At 58.2% G+C, this 18722-nt stretch carries 15 protein-coding genes; 8 read left to right on the top strand and 7 right to left on the bottom strand.

All coding sequences use genetic code 11. The features are described from left to right. The first annotated feature begins 58 nt into the window (after positions 1-58). The 3 genes from CLR77_RS11140 (at position 59) to CLR77_RS11150 (ending at position 3290) form a co-directional block, all read left to right on the top strand. Entirely contained in the window at positions 59-985 is a 927-nt protein-coding gene (locus CLR77_RS11140) for a LysR family transcriptional regulator (protein WP_097460727.1), read from the top strand. 118 nt (positions 986-1103) lie between these two features. Beyond that, entirely contained in the window at positions 1104-2264 is a 1161-nt protein-coding gene (locus CLR77_RS11145) for an isocitrate/isopropylmalate dehydrogenase family protein (RefSeq protein WP_097460728.1), read from the top strand. Between the two features lie 264 nt (positions 2265-2528). Then, on the top strand, positions 2529-3290 hold the full coding sequence (locus CLR77_RS11150; protein WP_097460997.1) for an SDR family oxidoreductase: 762 nt from the start codon (positions 2529-2531) through the stop codon (positions 3288-3290). 29 nt (positions 3291-3319) lie between these two features. On the opposite strand, the gene CLR77_RS11155 is transcribed toward CLR77_RS11150, so the two are convergent. After that, positions 3320-4159 (bottom strand): metal-dependent hydrolase, encoded by an 840-nt coding sequence (locus CLR77_RS11155; RefSeq protein ID WP_097460729.1) that lies wholly within the window; start codon positions 4157-4159, stop codon positions 3320-3322. Between the two features lie 120 nt (positions 4160-4279). Here CLR77_RS11155 and CLR77_RS11160 point away from each other — a divergent pair, with 120 nt between their 5' ends. The 5 genes from CLR77_RS11160 (at position 4280) to CLR77_RS11180 (ending at position 9673) form a co-directional block, all read left to right on the top strand. Then, positions 4280-5287, top strand: a complete 1008-nt coding sequence (locus CLR77_RS11160) for an AraC family transcriptional regulator (protein ID WP_097460730.1) — start codon at positions 4280-4282, stop codon at positions 5285-5287. A gap of 110 nt (positions 5288-5397) precedes the next feature. Then, entirely contained in the window at positions 5398-6255 is an 858-nt protein-coding gene (locus CLR77_RS11165) for a class I SAM-dependent methyltransferase (protein ID WP_097460731.1), read from the top strand. A 121-nt stretch (positions 6256-6376) separates the two neighbouring features. Next, entirely contained in the window at positions 6377-7648 is a 1272-nt protein-coding gene (locus CLR77_RS11170) for an aspartate aminotransferase family protein (protein WP_097460732.1), read from the top strand. A 90-nt stretch (positions 7649-7738) separates the two neighbouring features. Then, positions 7739-8992 carry a pyridoxal phosphate-dependent aminotransferase gene (locus CLR77_RS11175; RefSeq protein WP_097460733.1) on the top strand — a complete coding sequence of 418 codons (1254 nt, stop codon included), beginning with the start codon at positions 7739-7741 and terminating at the stop codon, positions 8990-8992. A 120-nt stretch (positions 8993-9112) separates the two neighbouring features. Beyond that, entirely contained in the window at positions 9113-9673 is a 561-nt protein-coding gene (locus CLR77_RS11180) for a DUF1439 domain-containing protein (RefSeq protein ID WP_227519881.1), read from the top strand. 86 nt (positions 9674-9759) lie between these two features. On the opposite strand, the gene CLR77_RS11185 is transcribed toward CLR77_RS11180, so the two are convergent. The 6 genes from CLR77_RS11185 to CLR77_RS11210 all read right to left on the bottom strand — a co-directional run bounded on the left by CLR77_RS11185 (position 9760) and on the right by CLR77_RS11210 (position 18646). Beyond that, entirely contained in the window at positions 9760-10833 is a 1074-nt protein-coding gene (locus tag CLR77_RS11185; RefSeq protein WP_097460734.1) for a fatty acid desaturase family protein, read from the bottom strand. A gap of 333 nt (positions 10834-11166) precedes the next feature. Further along, on the bottom strand, positions 11167-11832 hold the full coding sequence (locus tag CLR77_RS11190; RefSeq protein ID WP_097460735.1) for a response regulator: 666 nt from the start codon (positions 11830-11832) through the stop codon (positions 11167-11169). Between the two features lie 57 nt (positions 11833-11889). Continuing rightward, positions 11890-13836: an acetate--CoA ligase gene (gene acs / locus CLR77_RS11195; protein WP_097460736.1), complete on the bottom strand. Its 1947-nt coding sequence runs from the start codon at positions 13834-13836 to the stop codon at positions 11890-11892. Positions 13837-14127: 291 nt separating this feature from the next. Next, complete coding sequence (locus CLR77_RS11200; protein WP_227519882.1) at positions 14128-15669, bottom strand: fatty acyl-CoA reductase; 1542 nt, start codon at positions 15667-15669, stop codon at positions 14128-14130. A gap of 521 nt (positions 15670-16190) precedes the next feature. After that, positions 16191-17096, bottom strand: a complete 906-nt coding sequence (locus CLR77_RS11205) for an alpha/beta hydrolase (protein ID WP_097460737.1) — start codon at positions 17094-17096, stop codon at positions 16191-16193. After that, positions 17096-18646 carry a MinD/ParA family ATP-binding protein gene (locus tag CLR77_RS11210; protein ID WP_227519883.1) on the bottom strand — a complete coding sequence of 517 codons (1551 nt, stop codon included), beginning with the start codon at positions 18644-18646 and terminating at the stop codon, positions 17096-17098. Before CLR77_RS11210 ends, CLR77_RS11205 begins: the two co-directional genes overlap by 1 nt. Between the last annotated feature and the right edge of the window lie 76 nt (positions 18647-18722).

The following is an 18722-nucleotide window of genomic DNA, read 5'->3' on the forward strand; positions in this document are numbered from 1 at the left end:
TCGCTATAAGCTATGCTAATACACCATTTCGCCCACGACCCGGCAGAGGAAACGCCACATGTCCCTGGCACGACTGGATCTCAACCTGCTGCACGTGTTCGACACCATCTACCGTGAAGGCAGTCTGACGCGCGCCGCGCGGGCCCTGCACCTGACCCAGCCTGCCGTGAGTCACGCCCTGGCCCGGCTGCGCGAACATTTTGGCGACGCCCTGTTCGTGCGCCAGGGCAACCAGATGGTACCAACGCCGCTTGCGCGCCGTTTTGCCGACACCATGCGGCCGGGACTGAACCAGATCCAGAGTGCGCTCAACCAGTTTCATGCCTTCGATCCACTCAGCCAGCGCAAGGTGTTCAACCTGGCCCTGCGAGACGTTCTGGAATCCACGTTCCTGCCCCCGCTGATGCACTACCTCGAGGACTATCCCGGTATCGAGATCGCCAGCCAGCGTATCGCACGTCGAGAGATGGAGGCACTGCTGGCATCCGGCAAACTGGATTTCGCGGTGGATGTACTGTTGCCGGTGAGCGATCAGACCAGCCACGAGCGGCTGCGGGAAGACCAGTTGGTCGTGGTCTCCCGAGACGACCACCCATTGTTGAAAGGCAGCCTCACGCTTGAGCGCTACCTCTCCCAGCGCCACATCCTGGTGTCATCCCGCAGCGAAGGCCCGGGTATCGAGGATTTCGAGCTCAGCCGACTCGGCGCACAACGCAGGATCGCCCTTCGCTGCCAGCACTATTTTGCCGCCTGCCGCGTCGCCGCCCAGTCGGATCTGCTGGTCACCATGCCCGCCACCTATGCCCTCATCATCGAGCAATACCTGCCCATCGCACTGCGTCCGGCGCCGGCGCCGATGCCGCCGATCGATGTCCACCTGTACTGGCATAAACCCTATGAGCAGGAACCCGCCCTTTCCTGGCTGCGCCAGCAACTGCACCGCGTATCCGAAGAAGCTGACCGGCAACAACTGGAGATGACCTGATCCGTCTCATTCGAGCTCGAGACGAGCCTTTCTATAACCACTACACTGGGGACTCGCCCTTCATTCCGAGCGACCGTTCACGGACGGCGACGCTTTCTACAAAGCCACGGAGGTCCGCATGAATACGGCTAACCCATTCCGGATCGCAGTCATTCCCGGAGACGGGATCGGTCCCGAAGTCATGGAGCAGACGCTGCGCTGCCTGACGCAACTCCGCGACGACATGGAACTCCCCCTCCAGTGGGAACAACTGGATTGGCCGTCGACGGCCTATCATCAGCAGCATGGCCGAATGATGCCGGATGACGCCATGGAACGTTTCAGCGCATATGACGCCATTCTTCTTGGCGCCCTGGGTGACCCCGGTCCCCTCTCCAATCCAGACCGCTATGTGCTCTCCGACAGTGAATCCCTGTCGCCACTACTCAAGATTCGCAAGGGGTTCGACCAATGGGTCTGTGAGCGCCCGGCGCGGCTGCTGCCCGGCGCCACTCAGTACCTGGCGGACGAGCGGGCGCAGAAAGTCGACATGCTGGTCATCCGCGAAAACAGCGAGGGTGAATATGTGGCTCAAGGGGGCCGCCTGCGGGCGGGCACTGCCCACGAAATCGCCACCCAGGTCGAGGTGTTCAGTCGTCACGCCACGGAGAGGGTCATTCGCTACGCGTTCGACCAGGCCCGCCAGCGCGCCCGGCAGCGCGAGGAGGACAAGCGGACACGGCGCTTCGAAAACGCGGACGGTACCACGCAGGTCAGCCAGGTTTGCCTCATCACCAAGCGCAACGCCTTACGCTACTGGGGGGATATGTACACGGAGGTCTTCGCCCAGGTCGCCGGGGACTACCCTGACGTCGCTACTCACCATGAGCTGATAGACGCGGCCTGCATGAAGTTCGTCCAATGCCCCTGGCGTTTCGATGTGGTCGTCGCCAGCAACCTTCAGGGCGATATCCTCACCGATCTGGCAGCCGTGCTATCCGGTGGCATGGGTGTGGCGCCGTCCTGCAACCTCAACCCCGACGACGACAGCGTCCCCTCCATGTTCGAACCGACACATGGCAGCGCGCCCGACATTGCCGGCCAGGGATTGGCCGATCCTACGGCCATGCTGTTCACCGCCGCCCGCATGCTCAGTTGGCTGGGCCAGCGTCGGCCGGGGTTGGCAACAGCGGGCCAGCGACTATTCGATGCCACGGCCGGTGATTTGGCGGAATACGGAGCACAACGGCGCAAGACCACCGAAGTCGGCAACAGCGTTCTCCGTCGATTGCGCAGCTGAGCGCAGATAGGCCGACCCGACTCACCAGTAACGCACCGGGTGTATCGGTCAGCAGGGCGGGGCTCAGCCCTCGTCCCTGCCAAGATCAGCCGATACCGGTTGCTCCATCCGTAACCAGACGCCAGAAAAACCCGGAATATCCACATATTGCCTCTGGTGCTGAGATCGTCCACGAAGTTGAGTTGCATCAAGATATGCAGCCTTCACCTGCCCTTAGAGTAAAGAGAGGCGCTCTCGCTCGTCATTTCCAGGGAGGTGATGTATATGACACAGACGGATGCCCCCCCGGTAGCACTAGTTACCGGAGGCAGTACAGGTATCGGCAAGGCCACCGCACTCGCCTTCGTTGCTCGCGGGGATCGATTGATCGTCGCAGATCAGGATCAGGTACGTGGTAAAGCGCTGGTCAGCGAGATTTGCAGGCATGGAGGAGAGGCCGTATTCATCGCCGCAGACGTTTCGCGGACCAGCGAAGTTCGCAGGATGATCGACACCACGCTGCAACGCTATGGTCGTCTGGATTACGCCTTCAACAACGCCGGGATCGAAGGCGAACAGGGTGATACCGCAGATTGCAGCGAAGCCAATTTCGACCAGGTGATCGCCATCAATCTCCGGGGCGCGTTCCTTTGCACCAAATATGCACTAGCCCCCATGCTGAGACAGGGCAAGGGCGTTATCGTCAATATGGCATCCGTCGCCGGTCTGGTGGGTTTTGAAGGTTTCCCTGCCTATTGCGCGGCCAAAGGGGGCATCGTGCAATTGACCAAAGCGGCTGCACTGGAATATGCCAAGAGAGGAATCCGCATCAACGCCATCTGCCCCAGCATGATCCAGACAGAGATGGTCGACAGGCTCACCCATAAAGACCCGGTGGTCATGGAGAATTATGCACAGATGCAACCCATGGGGCGCACCGGGACGCCGGAGGAAGTAGCGGCACTGGTGCTTTGGCTATGCTCCGAGGCCTCCTCCTTTGTCACTGGGCAGGCACTGGCCGTCGACGGCGGCTTCACGGCGCATTAATGTTAATGAGCCGGAAGCTGCCCTATTACTTATACCGTAGCGCTACGGTATTCGTCGTCGAAGTGGGATTTCCATTCGTCGATAAGTACGCGGTTATCGTGTTGCCAGGGGTGAAAATCCTTCCTCAGATATGTCAGGAACTCCGGCAGACACTTACGCAAAACACCAGGTTTACCCCACAGATAATTGAGCCCGCCGAGCCAGGTCCGCACACTCCACAGCTTGCCTTCCGTTTTCAACATGGAACAGGTATTGAGGAAGGTATATTTGAAGAAGTTGTAGGTGACAAAGAAGAAGATGATCACCCGCATACGATTGTTGCGCACGGTATTCTGGTAAACATCGAACGCAACAGCCTTGTGCTCGGTCTCCTCGATTGCATGCCAGCGCCAGAGGGCTTTCATTTTCGGGCTGGCGCCTTCCAATGCGTCCGGGTTGCTTAGCAGAGAGTGCGCCAGGACCGCCGTGTAATGCTCTGCAGCACAGGTCCCGCCCAGTTGGCGACTGGCCGGCAGGCTGTGTACGAATTTCATATGCTTCTCGAAACGCCGGTCCATGCCGTCAATATCATAGCCGCGCGCCCTCAGGGCTTCGTTGTATCGCTTGTGTTCGCGACTGTGAATCCCCTCCTGACCGATAAAACCGCGAATCTGCTGCTGCAGTTTCGGATCCTCAATACGGTCCCGGTACTTGCGCACGGCCTCGATAAACTGATGTTCTCCCAAGGGAAATTGCATGGACAACGCGTTGAAAAACGCGGTTTTGAAAACATCACCGCCATGCCACAGGGTTTTCAGTTCCTCTTCGACATCGAATTTGAGGTGCCGGGGGGCAATCTCCAGATTGTCCGGCGTGTGATTCTCAACCATAGGGCAGCATCTCCTCATCAGAATTATTCTTATAGCGTCTAATCTAGAACTACCGCTCAGTCTTCAAAAGGTTTTAAGCTATCGACCAACAGGTCATTTTTTGTCACGGTAACAGTCCTTATGCGCGGACACTATGTAGGCACCCTGATCGACTTGCTGACGGAGATGGGCGTGGATCGCAACGCCTTCCTGGCAGAATGCGGTCTCGTGGAGGATGACCTGCGTAGCGATAACCTGATCGACCAGCATCAGTTACTGCAGGCAACACAGCTGGCGGCGGACTATACCCGGGACAGCGCCATTGGCCTGCAAACCGGTCTTCGCCTCAATATCAACACGCACGGCCCGCTGGGTTATGCTGCGATGGCCAGCGAAAACTTCGAGCAGGCCCTGCACCTGCTGATGCGCTACTACAAGGTGCAGGCGCCCCACGCCCACTTCGCCCTCGAACGCCATGGCCGAAACTATCACCTGATCTGCCAGCCGCGCGTCGTTCTGCCGGAAATGCCCTGGCTGACGGCAGAGTTCCTGGTCACCAGCATCTACACCTCCAGCGAGTTCCTACTCAACAGTCGCCTCGCCGGCGTCGAAGTCAGCTTTCGTCATGCCACACCACCTCACGTCGCGCTCTATGACGAGGCCTTTGCCGTACCCTATCGCCTGGAGCAACCCTTTGACGGGCTCGTCATCCCGGTGAGCCTGACGCGGCTGCCGCTGCCCTCAGCCGATGCCGTTGCCGCCAGCCTGTTCGAAAAGCGCTGCGAAGCCATCCGTCGGGAATTCGACCGGATCAGCCTCGCCGAGCGCATTCGAGAAATGCAGTCGGCCCATGTCGGCGCGTTTCTGTCGCAGGCTGACGTTGCCGAGCGCTTACATGTCAGCGTCAGTACGCTGCACCGGAAGCTGGCCGACGAGGGCGTCGCCTACAAGGATCTTCTCGCCGCCATCAAGCGTGATTTGGCGCTCCAGCAATTACGCGAGAGCGAGTTGACCGTCGATCAGATAGCCCAGCTCCTCGGCTTCAGCGACGCCTCAAATTTCCGTCGGGCCTTTGTCAGTTGGACCGGACAAACACCCAGCGAGGTACGTCAGCGCAATCGCCTGACCAATGACGATTATCCTCGCTGACAGGAGAAAGACGTCCGGCAGGTCATGGCAAGATCCCGGAATCTGACGCAAAGTGCCAGCAACAGTGGCGGCCCCATGGGTGGCAGAGGCAGAACCGAGGAACAACAGACATGCTACGTGACAGGTTTGCCGGCAGCGCCCGTATCAGTTTTACGGCCCATTACACCGGCTATGTCTGGCATCGGCACCACTGGTCGCCAAAGGGCTTCGATACCGGCCTCGGCCACCTGGCCTATCTCGGCCTCGCCCCGATCAACCGCATGACCCGGCAACTTTACGGCTTCGACCTGGAAACCTTGCTGCTGCAACGCCATGCTCTGATAGACCATCTCCTGACGGGTATTGCCGGAGAGGTCGGCCCAATCCAGGTACTGGAGCTGGCCGCCGGTCTATCCCCTCGCGGTTACCGCCTCCTGCAATCGCCCCAACTGGACATCCGGCAATACGTGGAGGTGGACCTGCCGGAGATGGCCGCCCGGAAACGCCGGCTGATCGACAGACTCCCCGGGCGTCATCCCAGGATTCTGACGGCAGACCTGTTTCCCCAAGGCGGCGGCAATCCCCTTGAGCAATTGAGCCTCGGGCAATTCGACAGCAACCTGCCACTGGTCTGTATCAGCGAAGGGCTGATCAATTACTTCGACCTGGACGCCGTCCAGCGACTCTGGCGCCAGATCGCTGCGCTGACCTTGTCCTTTCCCCGCGTCGATTACCTCTCCGATCTCTTCGAACAACCGCCCAACCGACCTGGGCACCGCCTTATGACGCTGGGGCGCAGCCTGTTAAGCCTGGCGGTTCGCGGCCGGGTGCACCTGCATTTCGAAAACGATGAGCAGGCCCAATCGGCTTTGCTGGCAAACGGCTTCGGACGGGCGGCACTGCTCGACCCGGCAACCGCAGGCCCCATCGAGCAGATGCCGGCCTCGGACGCACCTTCTCTGGTCAGGGTGATTCACGCTCAGGCCTAAGCACCCCGCCGGCACATCACATCGATCAAAACTCCACCGAAAAAACCGTTGCCAAGGGTTTTAATCGCCTGCCAGACCTTCTACCCTGAAATAGCCATTCATGCACCTCGGGAGGTTCATCATGACCGACCAGACCCATCGGGGAAAACTGTCTCCGATCCTCAAACAGGCTACCGGCATCACAGCCTGCAAAGGCGAAGGCATTTTCATCTACGACAGCGACAACCGCGCCTATATGGACTTCACCTCAGGCATCGGTGTCACCAGTACCGGGCATTGCCACCCCAAGGTTGTGGCCGCGGCGCAAAAACAGGTCGCGACCATGATTCATGCCCAATACACGACCGTCCTCAACCCTCGCCTGGTAGAGCTGAGCGAAAAACTGGGCGAGCTGATGCCTCGCGGCCTGGACGCGTTCTTCTATGCCAACGCAGGGACAGAGGTGGCAGAGTCCAGCCTGAGACTGGCCCGGCAGGCCACCGGCCGCCCCAATATCATCGTCTTTCACGGCGGCTTTCACGGACGCACCATGGGCTCGCTGTCGATGACAACATCCAGTGTCGGCCTGAGAGCCGGCTTGCAACCGATGATGGGTGGCGTGGTCGTTTCGCCTTTTCCTCACGCCCATCACTACGGTTGGGATGAAAAGACGGCTGTCGACTTTTGCCTCAAGGAGCTCGACCGCCTCTTCGTCACTTATTCGGCTCCGCAGGAAACCGCCGCGATGCTGATCGAACCGGTGCTGGGCGAAGGCGGTTATGTGCCGACACCCAAGGCCTTCCTTCAGGGACTGCGTGAACGCTGCGACCGCCACGGCATGCTGCTGATCGTCGACGAAGTCCAGGCTGGTTTCGGCCGGACCGGCAAGTTCTGGGGACACGAGCATTGCGATGTGCAACCGGACATCGTCATGAGCGCTAAAGGGCTGGCCAGCGGCTTTCCCATATCGGCCATGGCCGCCTCCCGGGACCTGATGGCCAAGGGCTGGCCAGGCTCCCAAGGGGGAACCTATGGCGGCAATGCCGTAGCGGCCGCGGCGGCAATGGCGACCATCGATGTCATCCGCGAGGAAGGTCTGGTCGAGAACGCCCGCCAGAAGGGCGAGCGACTGATCAATGGGCTAACGGCGCTGCAGAAGGACTATCCGGAGATGGACGATGTCCGGGGACGCGGCCTGATGCTCGGGGTGGAGATCCGCGACGAACAGGGTCGGCCCGACGGCGAAAGAACCGGCCGCATCCTCAAGGAATGCGAACAACGCGGTTTGTTGATGCTGAGATGCGGCCCCCATCACGAGGTCGTGCGATGGCTGCCGCCGCTGATCGTCAACAGCGCGCAGATCGATCAGGCTCTGTCGATCTTCGAGGAGGCGCTCAAGGCATCCCGGGTCTAGCCGGGATTTGCCCCCGGCCGACAGGAGATCCGTTTGGCCGGGTCGGCGGACAGTCGCTTCAATCATTCGCTTTGCTTGAGAGGACGCCCCATGGATTCCGCAGACAAGCAGTTTCAGCGTGAAGCCTTTGGCTCGAACGAAGGGTTTATCACATCTCCGCGCAAGATCAAATACCGCAAATCGAAAATCCGCTGGCCTCCCGCCATGCAGGCCATCCCCGTCCCGGGCATAAGGCGCATGGTCAATCTGGCATCGACCATGAAGGATGTGATCCATCTTTCCATCGGCCAGCCGGACCTGCCAACGCCCAAACATATCATCGACGCCTACATCGACGCCCTGCAGGCCGGCCAGACGGGCTACACGATGGATGCCGGTCTGCCCGAGCTGCTCACCGCTCTGCGTAATTACTACGGCAAGCGCTACGCCCGCAAGCTGACCCGCGAAAACATCCTGATCACCAGCGGTGCGACCGAGGCCATGTACCTGGCGTTGTCGGCAACCGCGGCGCCGGGCCGGCAATTCCTGGTGGTAGACCCATCGTTCCTGCTCTATGCCCCCTTGATCCGCATGAACGGCGGCGAAGTCAAATACCTACCGACCCGTGCAGAGAACGAACACCAGCTGGATCCGCAGGAGGTCATTGACGCCATGGGCTCACGTACCTTCGCCGTGGTGCTCAACTCACCCAACAATCCAACAGGGGCGGTCTATCCCCGCAAAACGATCGAAACCATCGTCGAAGAATGTGCCTACCGGGACATACAGGTGTTCAGCGACGAGGTTTACGACCATCTGGTGCTCGACGATATGGACTACCCCAGTGTGCTCAACTGCGGGGTCGATCTCGACCACATCATGTGCATCAGCAGCTTCTCCAAGACCTACAGCATGGCAGGCCTGCGCGTAGGCTGGATCATATCCAGCCAGGCAACAATCAAGAAACTGCGGCGCTACCACATGTTTACCACTTCCGTCGCCAACACCCCGGCCCAATTCGCCGGTGTGGCCGCCCTTCAGGGCGATCAGCAATGTGTGACGGACATGGTGAACATCTATCGTGAGCGCCGTGACCGGATTGTTGATTTGGTTCACGAAACCCCCCACCTGACCGGTTATCACCCGGGCGGCGCCTTCTATATCTTTCCGTCATTACCCAAAGGGGTCGACGGTTCGGACCTTGCACTGCGGATGTTGAAGGAGACCGGCGTCTGCGTGGTTCCCGGTGACGCCTTTGGGGAGAGCTGCGTGAATGCCTTGCGCTTCAGCTTTTCCAATTCCACGGAACAGATCGAGGAAGCCTTCGATCGCATCATCCCCTGGATGAAAAAGCAGCGGTTCTGATACCGACCGAAGTGGGCGGGCAAACCGCATGATACGGGCATGGTATCTCCGTGGAATGCCCGCTTGTCACGCATCGCCACATTCGGGCACCATGTCAGTCTCATCTCTATGGACGGCGACATGAAACCAAACCGGTATGTTCTGGTAGCACTAATGCTGCTGTTGGGTGGTTGCGCGACGCTCTATAACGCCTACAGTGTCGACGAAAGCACGCTTGAGACCTATCTCCGGCAACAGGTTACGGACTTCAACAACCAGCAGCAGAAATCTGGCATCCCGGTCAGCGTGTCACTTCAGGACGTCAACATCATTCTCGGTCCGGGTGGACGCAACGTCGCCATTCTCAACATCGAAGGCGACGTGGCCATGCATGCCTTCCTGGCTCGCCTGCCCGTCAACGTTTCACTGTCGGTTCAGGGCACCCCGATTTATGACGCTCAGACCAAGGCCGTCTACATCCGCAATCTGAAGATGCTGAGTAGTCATGTCGACTCACCTTTTTTCAGCGGTGAACTCCAGCCGCTGGCCGACGGTATGATGCAGACGGTATCCAAGATGCTCGCAACGCTTCCGGTCTACCGGCTCGACCAAAGCAACCTGTTGATGCGCCTGAGCGGCGGCGCAGGTCCGGCCGAAATGACCGTCAAGCCCGGGCGACTGGTATTTACGCCAGCCCCCTAAGGCCCGACAGCCGGCACACCACGAAAGCGCTCCCCTAACAAAAACGACGCCCATAGCCGGCGTCGTTTTTTGTTTCCCTGGGCGGATCAGCCGCGAAGTTCAGGCTGCAGGGGGATCAGGTCGAAGGTCCGCTCGGGACGCATCGGATCAACCAGCATCGTCGGTGTCAGATAGATGCGCGGCGTCGAGTACAGCAACTTGATCGCCTTCCAGTGAGAGGGACAGGCGTAGCGGTCAGGATAATTTTCCTTGAGCCAGCGACGAACGCGGGGCGCCTTGTTCGAACCCATCTTCGGGAAGAAGTGATGCTCGATATGATGACTGAACCGAAAGTGCAACGGATCCAGCCAGCGCCAGGTTTTCACGCTCATGGAGTTGTCCAGCGGGTTGTTGGTACCCGTTTGAGGACGCAGGAAGTGATTGGTCAGGATATAACCCTGCCCCACCACGTTGGCCATCATGAATGGAACCAGGACAGTGAACAAGGCCAGGGGGCCGGAGATCACGGCCAGAGCGACCCACGCCAGTGCAGCGAGGCTGGTTTGGAACAAGGCCTTGCGACGATTGAAGCCGCGAAAATGCTTACGCCTGCGCGCCTGGAACCAAAGCACCAGCTGACCGTGAAAGACGAAGGAATACGTGAGGAAGAGGTAGCTATACCAAGTACCTGAACCGGGCGCCAGCAGCGTAAAACGCTTCAGCTTGGGATTGACCTTGTAACGACGCATTGTACCGAAACTGTCTGGATCCTCGTCGCCTTGGTTCGTGTGCGCATGGTGAACCACATTGTGCCACCGACGCCAGAACTCAGGGGCAACCAACAGCGGGCCAAACCCCAGCCAGCCGAAGAAATTCTGCCAACGGCGTGACATTCCCAATGCGCCGTGCAAGACCTCATGCGCCAGCAACGCTTGGGAGCCGATGCTATGCCCCACCAGCAGACCAATAGCCAGGTTGGCGTACCAGGGCAAGCCCAGTGTCAGGATGGCAACGATGCCGCCCACAATAATCGCCGTCAGCGGCAGAAACCAGATAACGCGCCAGGATTGTGTGCGAAACGTATCGGGGGGCAGCTCGGCGCGGATCCGATCACGAATCTCTCGCTCGTCGCTTTCCCCAAAGACGTCACTGGACACCGGCGGCTTCACAATGGCGTTCATATACAACTCCATTTCAGCGTACATTTGTAAGCTGAAATCTACTCCCTGAAAAACAAAGACACAAGCAAAAAACGTTTATTTTTCATGATGATTTTGTGAAAACTGATAAGTGTCATAAAAATCAAAAATTAAAAATATCAAAAAAAAGTACACGTGTTTCGATATCCGAATAATGCGCAGCAAAAACCGGACAAGATGTCAAAAAGCGGGAATCATCGGGCAGACACAGGCATTCAGGACAGGGTGCGCGCGGAACGGTAGTACAGCCCAACGCGGAAAATGATCACAAAAAAAGGGTGCCTTGCGGCACCCTTTAGAAAAAGCTCCTGATGGTTAGGCTCCGGAAAGCGAGGTTTCCGCAGGATCGATTTCCATCTGTTGAATGGCAATTACAGCCTGCGTCCGGTTTCGGACGCCCAGCTTGCGGAAAACCGCCGTGATATGGGCCTTGACCGTGGCCTCCGATACATCGAGTTCATAGGCGATCTGTTTGTTCAACAAGCCTTCCGCCAACATCCCAAGGACACGGAATTGCTGTGGTGTCAGGGCAGCCAGGCGCTCAGAGAAATCACTGGACTCGCCTTGCAGACGCTCCAGCTTCTCACCAACCCCCGGCGGGAGCCAGACGTCACCATCCAACACCGCTCTCACGGCATTGATAATCTCCGGCAACGGCGCTGATTTCGGGATAAAGCCCGACGCCCCGTAGTCGATGGCCCGACGCATGACCTGCAGGTCCTCCGACCCGGACACCACCACTACCGGCAACCCCGGATACTGTCCCCGCATGAACGCGAGGCCAGAGAAGCCGTGGGCACCCGGCATGTTCAGGTCAAGAAGGATCAGGTCGGCATCAGGGTGATCATCCACCGCCTGTTGTAACCCCGCAATCGTATCGACTTCCACCGCTACCACACCCTTGACGGCCTGGGTAACGGCTTGTTTCAGCGCGGCTCGAAACAGCGGATGATCGTCCGCAATAATAATCTGCTGGGGCATAACGGCTCTCCTCAGGCAGTGAAAGGGCGGCGACACTCCAGTGTCGCCGCCTGGCGATCACTTGAAGGCGCGGTTTTCAATCAGTTCATCGACCACACCCGGATCCGCCAGTGTCGACGTATCCCCGAGGCTGTCATACTCATTCGCGGCAATCTTACGCAGAATCCTGCGCATAATCTTGCCCGAACGCGTCTTCGGCAGACCGGGAGCCCACTGGATAATATCCGGCGAGGCAATTGGGCCGATTTCCTTGCGTACCCACTGCACCAGTTCCTGCTTCAATTCGTCCGATGGTGCTTCGCCGTGCATCAGGGTGACATAGACGTAAATGCCCTGCCCCTTGATCTGATGCGGGTATCCTACCACAGCGGCCTCAGCAACCTTCGGATGGGAAACCAGGGCACTTTCGACTTCAGCCGTACCCAGTCGGTGCCCGGAGACGTTCAACACATCGTCCACCCGGCCGGTGATCCAGTAATAGCCGTCGGCATCGCGGCGAGCACCATCTCCCGTAAAATAGGTGCCTTTATACGTGGAGAAATAAGTCTGGATAAAGCGCTCATGGTCACCATAGACCGTGCGCATCTGCCCAGGCCAACTGTCCATAATCACCAGGTTGCCTTCGGTTTCGCCTTCCAGCACGTTACCCAAGGCATCCACCAGAGCCGGCTGAATGCCAAAGAACGGCAACGTGGCGGAGCCCGGCTTCAGATCGGTGACACCCGGCAGGGGCGTAATCATAATGCCCCCGGTCTCAGTCTGCCACCAAGTATCGACCACAGGACAACGTTCGTCGCCCACTACACGGTAATACCACTCCCAGGCTTCAGGGTTGATCGGCTCGCCGACCGTGCCAAGCAGATGCAGGCTCTTACGCGAGGATTTCTTCATCCACTCGTCCCCTTCAGCCATCAGGGCGCGAATCGCGGTGGGAGCGGTGTAGCAGATGTTGATGTTGTGCTTATCGATGATGTGACCGAGACGCCCCGCATCGGGATAGCTGGGCACACCTTCGAACAATACCGAAATGGCACCGTTAGCCAGCGGTCCGTAGAGGATGTAGCTGTGACCGGTAATCCATCCGAAGTCAGCCGTACACCAATAGACGTCCCCATCCTGATAATCGAAGACATACTGATGCGTCAGCGACGCATAAACCATGTAACCGCCGGTTGTGTGCAGCACCCCTTTTGGCGCCCCGGTGGAACCGGAGGTGTACAGCATGAACAGCGGATCTTCGGCGCTCATGACTTCCGGCGGGCAGTCCGTGGAAGCCTTAGCCATCATCTCTTCATAGCTAACATCGCGCTGGTCGTCCCAGGGTACGTCGTTACCGGTGCGCTTGACGACCACCACCTTGTCGACATTGGGAACTTTCGGATTCTTGAGCGCTGTATCCACGTTTTTCTTCAGCGGAATGTTGCGCCCACCACGAACCCCCTCGTCCGCCGTGATCACGAAGCGCGAATTACCGTTTTCAATACGCGCACCCAGCGCTTCCGGCGAGAAGCCACCGAACACGACGGAATGGATAGCGCCGATGCGGGCACAAGCCAACATCGCCACGGCCGTTTCAGGAATCATCGGCATATAGATAGTGACGACATCCCCTTTACGAACACCGAGATCCTTCAGGACGTTAGCGAACTTACAGGTCTCTTCGTAAAGCTCGCGATAGGTAATATTGCGAGAAACACTGGGATCGTCACCTTCAAACAACAGCGCAGTCTGGTCTCCACGCTTTTCAAGGTGACGGTCGAGGCAGTTGGCCGAAGCATTCAGTTGACCGTCTTCATACCACTTAATGGAAACGTTGTTGTAGTCGTACGAGGTATTCTTGACCCGGGTATAAGGCGTGATCCAGTCGATCCGCTTACCGTGCTCCCCCCAGAATCCTTCGGGATCGTCTACGGAGCGACGATACATCTCCTGATACTGTTCCTTATTAACCAGGGCTCTCTTGCGAAAAAAATCATTCACCGGGTGAACGTTGACTGTCGACATGTGCATCCCCTTTTTCAGTTTAATGAAGGCGCTATTTTGTTATTGGGTAGAGGGCAAAAGATTGTTATTCCTTACCTTCTACACTTCGACCTCCACATGGTGAATTAGACAATCGTATAGACCACACCGCAACGCAGTAGGATCAGGATAGCGCTTTCGGGAACCGATACCCAAGGAATGAAAAGCCCCACCGACAGCACGCGTAACGCCGAGAAGAGCCTCCCTCAACGAAAACGGGCCAGCACCCGTGAGGATGCTGGCCCGTTAACGATATGTCGCTGATGAGGAGCGTCAGGCGACCTTCTGGCCTTTCGATGACGCCGGCTTAAGGCGATACAGCTTACGTTCCTTCAACGCAAAGCGGTTCAACCCGCTCAGGTGGATTTTCCGCAGATAGGTTTCCCAATGAATCAGCGTCGGGTCGACCGGGAACAAGGCCTGATCGGCTTCACTCATGGTCTTCGACAGCTTGAGCAGGCTATCGTTGTGAAAAATGTAGTTTGGTGCTGTATAGAACGAGAAGATCGTCGACAGCTTAATGGCCGTATCGATATTGGCCAACGCACTGACCTGCCCTTCCTGCCCCAGCATTTTCAAGAATCGACCCGCCATCCGCAGCGGCGTTCTGATGCCCCCCATCATGGCTTCGAACAGGCGCTTGTCGACGGCAATGAAGGGACGGCGCGGACGACGATAGAACAGACGGTCGTAGGCCGCGTGGTTTTCCTGAGCTTCTGCCACGACATGGTCGATGAACTCTCCCATACGCAGCGGATTCGCAGAACCGCTACAACACTGGTAGATGCGCTGCTTATGGGGATCGGCCAATGCCTCGGTCAACGAGAGAATGATTCCGTTGGCAACCAGATCCGCCGGGATCACATCGATGACGCCGGTACGCTTGCCGGGAAAGACAAACACTTTCTCACGGGCGTAGGCCAGAATGATAGCGTCCGCGACCTTGACGCCCTCGATCCAGCCCGGCATAGGCCCCTGCAATGTGCTTTCAATAATGGAGGGGCGCAAAATGGTCAGCGTGGAGCCGCGCAGACGACGCAGCAACATCTGCTCACCGATCCACTTGGTGAAGGTGTAGGTATCGTTCCAGCCATAACGATTGGATTCACGAATACCCAGTTCGACCAGCTTCTCCTTCAACTTTTCGCCGAAGTACCGGGACTTCACATCGGCGATCTTATCGCGCAGCACGTTAACCAGTTCGTCCACTTCATAGTAGCCGTCCTGGTGGCGCGTCATTCCGCTGCGGGCCGGACGCACGACATCCTCATGCATATGCCCGCGATTGAATCCGTTGACGTAGCAGGTCGACACCTGAACAAACGGGATATCGCCCGCCGCCTCCGCCAGATCCATCAGGTTCTGCAGGCAGAGGGCATTGATGGTCAGCGCCTTATCCAATTCCTCGCGGAAATTGACGCTGGCAGCCGAGTGCACGACCGCGTCGATCCTCTCCGCAAGCTGTTCGAACTGTGCACGGGACAGCCCCAACGAAGGCTCGGTCACTTCGCCGGTAACGCAGTGAATCTTGTGTTCGCAAAAATCCTCGAACACTTCGGGAGACTCGATCTTGAGGTGTTCGAATACCGACGAACAGGCAATTTCATTGGCGAAACGGTCACGAGCGGTCGGATAGCGCTTGTTACCGCGAATCAGCAGATACACACCACCGATATCCGGAACCGTCCGCATCAGCTTTTCCAGCAGCACCTTGCCGACAAAACCGGACGTGCCGGTAATCAGAACATGCTTACCGCTGAGCTGCTCAATAACCTGGGAGTCGCCTAGATCCACTGTTTCCATCGCTTGATTCATTGCCTCACCCATCCTGACTGCAAAAACATCCATGTTGAGCTGCCGAACCGGTCAGTGCTGCACCGGGTCATTCGACAGCCACCGCGGGTGGACCGGAATCCCTGAAACCCGGTCCACAACCGAACAAGCAAAGACGTCCAACATACTTCGATGTCAAAGACACTTTCGCTTGCATGATCTGGAGATCGGTCCGTTACCGGACATTCTCGAACGTAACGTAGTGTAACTCGACCACCATGAACATTTTGTTGATGAATGCAATATTTCGCGTTAAACCTCGGTAACTGTGACGCGGTCGTAATATTGCTTTCGTCTCCAGCGTCAACGCAAAACGCATACCAGAAATCAGGGAAGCGCTATCGGGCAGCGTCGGCAGAAAGCCATTCGCCCCTCAAGCAAACAGGTTAAGAACGACCGAGTCCGTGAGACTAGCCGTACAGCATGACGGTTTTGTGTCCGATATCCCTTTGAACGCCAACACTTTATTCGGCGACCGCAACGCGCACGTTTCGGTCCGGCGATCAGGCGGGCAAACGGGCTACAAACCAGTCACGCACCAGGCGGCTGATCAGTTCCCGCTGAGGATCCAGGTGACCCATATGACCGGATTCGGGGATCAAATGAAGGGCTTTTTCCGAGCGTAGGCACTGAAAAAGTGCATGTGCAGAGGCCGGCGGATCGATTTTGTCATCTGCACCATGGATAACGCAGACAGGTGCCGTAATACGATCCACGCGGGACAGTGTGTCCACAATCAAGCTGTCCAATGCACCCGGCAATGGATAGCGCCAATAGGCTTCGCGCATTTCAGGGTCATCAAAAACGGCAGCGTGGACACTGGGGTCCACGGCCGTTTGCGCACGGCGCGCTAACGGATACAAGGGAAGGTGCAGATTACTGCCGAACCAACGTTGCTTCAGCGACCCCAGCCAACTGCAAAAAAGCAGGAAGTACCGCTCGGCGGGACTGACCACCGAACGCACGGTTGCATCCAGGGTCACCAATGCCTTTAGGCGGTGATCAACGGCGGCAGCTTCCAGGACGGCAGTCCCCCCAGAGGAAAAACCAAAAGCCCCCAGTCGATCCGGATCGACAAATGCCTGCGCCGACAACCAGTCCAGGCTGGCGCGAACATCCGGAACCCATTCTTTCATGCAGACATGATAACGCGCGCCGCCACTCTCGCCGTGTCCATGCATATCCGGCAGCAAGACCACCATGCCGGACTCCGCCAGCATCCGGGCAAACGCGAGAAATTGTTCCCGACGGCCATGGGCGCCATGGCACATGACAATCGCCGCACAGGGTTCCTCTCCCGCCGGACGCAACAAACTGCACACCAACCGGTCCCCGGACGAGACCAGCTGTACAACAGATTCCGCCAGGCCTGAGGACTCGGCGAAGCCGGGCGACCCGGCAGACGTCATCAACGGTCTCCGGCCGGAGGTTCCCGGCGAAGGATCATCGCCGGCGAGCGGAAAACCCGCTCCAGAGATTCGTCATGCGGCCGGCCCAATGCCTCCAGCAGGCTGCTGATCGAGGTTCCGGCCGGTTGCTGACGGAGCTGCGAAAGCAGCGCCTCCTGGGAACCAAAAGCCGACTCGTCATAGGACGGAGAGCGCTTGTCTTTTGTCATCGGGCGCGGGTTTATGTCGGGGGAACGACCGGCCGGCCGCTCAAAAAGAGGCGGCTCTACGCGATCGGCCAATTGACGCAGATGGGCTGAAAAATGCGCGCGCTGGGAAACCGAAAGGCTCTCCCAGTCCATGGAGGCCAGACCTGTCTGCAAAATTTCGATGGTATCTTCGTCCATATTTTCGCCCAGCAATTCCAGGCACAAGGTCAACCCCTGGTAGCGCTGTAAAGCCGTGCTTTCCGGATTGTTCATTAGGAACTGCAGCTGCTGTCCCCATTCCTGCCAAAGGCGCTCAGCTTGCTGCTGAGCGCTCTGAGACGACGCGGGCAAAGGGGCGGCGGCATGAGAGCGGGTATCGCCTGCCATCGCCTTTTCCTCGGGCTTGGGCGCCGGAGCCGGCGCCGATTTGTCCTGCATCCGTTTTGCAAGACGCTGCCAGTACGCCGCGAAACCACCTGCCTTCGCATCCAGCTGCGAGCATCGAACTTCGACCATATCCGCCAGCGTCCAGAACTGCCGGCACGACGGATCCGATTCATCCAGCAGCGCAACCGGGCGCTGCGTGGCAATGGACTGCGCGATCGTCTCGTCGCGCCAGATCGCCCCCAGATAATGGGGCTGAAAACCGATATAACGCTGCACGGCTGCCGAGAAGCGGCGAAAAACAGCCTGCGCCTGGGAGGAGCCCCGGGCCATATTGACCACAATCCCCGGATCGCGCCGATAGCCCCGGCGCCGCATCAACTTCAACAGGGAGAAGGCATCGGTCAGAGAGGTCGGGTCCGGTGTGACGACCACACAGGCCATCGCTGCCGCAGCGATCATGTGCAGGACCGGCGCCTGCAGACCAGCCGCCGTATCGATGATCACATAGTCGTACTGACGCTCCATCCGCGCCAGGGTTTCGAGCAACCGGTAACGGTCATGCCGGCTCATCCGAATACAACGCTGGACGCCGGAGGCGCCGGGAATAATATGCAGGCCGTGATTGACCGCCAGCACAACCTCTCGCAAGGAACGTTCACCGCTGACGACATGCTCGAGGGTATATTGCGGATAGCGGCCGAGCATGATGTTGACATTGGCCAGATCTGTATCGCCATCCAGCAGGAGCACTTTCTTTCCCTGCCGTGCAAGCACCAGACCCAGATTGAGAGCGATTGATGTCTTACCCACCCCACCTTTACCACCGGTCACGGCAAAAACGCGGGGGTGGGAGGCAGGTGCTGGCGACATCGACGATTCATCCGAAATACGTGGCTGGGGAGACTGCGCAGCAGGCTGTACTACTGCCTCATGCTCCTCCGACAACGCGCGGGGAGAGAATTCAGCCTTATACATTGAACGTCATCTACTCGTAGGGTTCCATGTATCATCATTCTACACGCTGAAGCCAAATACGACAGTTCGAAGAACT

The sequence above is a fragment of the Mangrovitalea sediminis genome, assembly GCF_002514725.1.
Lineage (GTDB): Bacteria > Pseudomonadota > Gammaproteobacteria > Pseudomonadales > Oleiphilaceae > Mangrovitalea > Mangrovitalea sediminis.

Excerpts from the sequence above, each read along its gene's own strand:
- CLR77_RS11140 (WP_097460727.1), top strand. The coding sequence starts at position 59 with ATGTCCCTGGCACGACTGGATCTCAACCTGCTGCACGTGTTCGACACC.
- CLR77_RS11145 (WP_097460728.1), top strand. The coding sequence starts at position 1,104 with ATGAATACGGCTAACCCATTCCGGATCGCAGTCATTCCCGGAGACGGG.
- CLR77_RS11150 (WP_097460997.1), top strand. The coding sequence starts at position 2,529 with ATGACACAGACGGATGCCCCCCCGGTAGCACTAGTTACCGGAGGCAGT.
- CLR77_RS11155 (WP_097460729.1), bottom strand. The coding sequence starts at position 4,159 with ATGGTTGAGAATCACACGCCGGACAATCTGGAGATTGCCCCCCGGCAC.
- CLR77_RS11160 (WP_097460730.1), top strand. The coding sequence starts at position 4,280 with ATGCGCGGACACTATGTAGGCACCCTGATCGACTTGCTGACGGAGATG.
- CLR77_RS11165 (WP_097460731.1), top strand. The coding sequence starts at position 5,398 with ATGCTACGTGACAGGTTTGCCGGCAGCGCCCGTATCAGTTTTACGGCC.
- CLR77_RS11170 (WP_097460732.1), top strand. The coding sequence starts at position 6,377 with ATGACCGACCAGACCCATCGGGGAAAACTGTCTCCGATCCTCAAACAG.
- CLR77_RS11175 (WP_097460733.1), top strand. The coding sequence starts at position 7,739 with ATGGATTCCGCAGACAAGCAGTTTCAGCGTGAAGCCTTTGGCTCGAAC.
- CLR77_RS11180 (WP_227519881.1), top strand. The coding sequence starts at position 9,113 with ATGAAACCAAACCGGTATGTTCTGGTAGCACTAATGCTGCTGTTGGGT.
- CLR77_RS11185 (WP_097460734.1), bottom strand. The coding sequence starts at position 10,833 with ATGAACGCCATTGTGAAGCCGCCGGTGTCCAGTGACGTCTTTGGGGAA.
- CLR77_RS11190 (WP_097460735.1), bottom strand. The coding sequence starts at position 11,832 with ATGCCCCAGCAGATTATTATTGCGGACGATCATCCGCTGTTTCGAGCC.
- acs (WP_097460736.1), bottom strand. The coding sequence starts at position 13,836 with ATGTCGACAGTCAACGTTCACCCGGTGAATGATTTTTTTCGCAAGAGA.
- CLR77_RS11200 (WP_227519882.1), bottom strand. The coding sequence starts at position 15,669 with ATGAATCAAGCGATGGAAACAGTGGATCTAGGCGACTCCCAGGTTATT.
- CLR77_RS11205 (WP_097460737.1), bottom strand. The coding sequence starts at position 17,096 with ATGACGTCTGCCGGGTCGCCCGGCTTCGCCGAGTCCTCAGGCCTGGCG.
- CLR77_RS11210 (WP_227519883.1), bottom strand. The coding sequence starts at position 18,646 with ATGTATAAGGCTGAATTCTCTCCCCGCGCGTTGTCGGAGGAGCATGAG.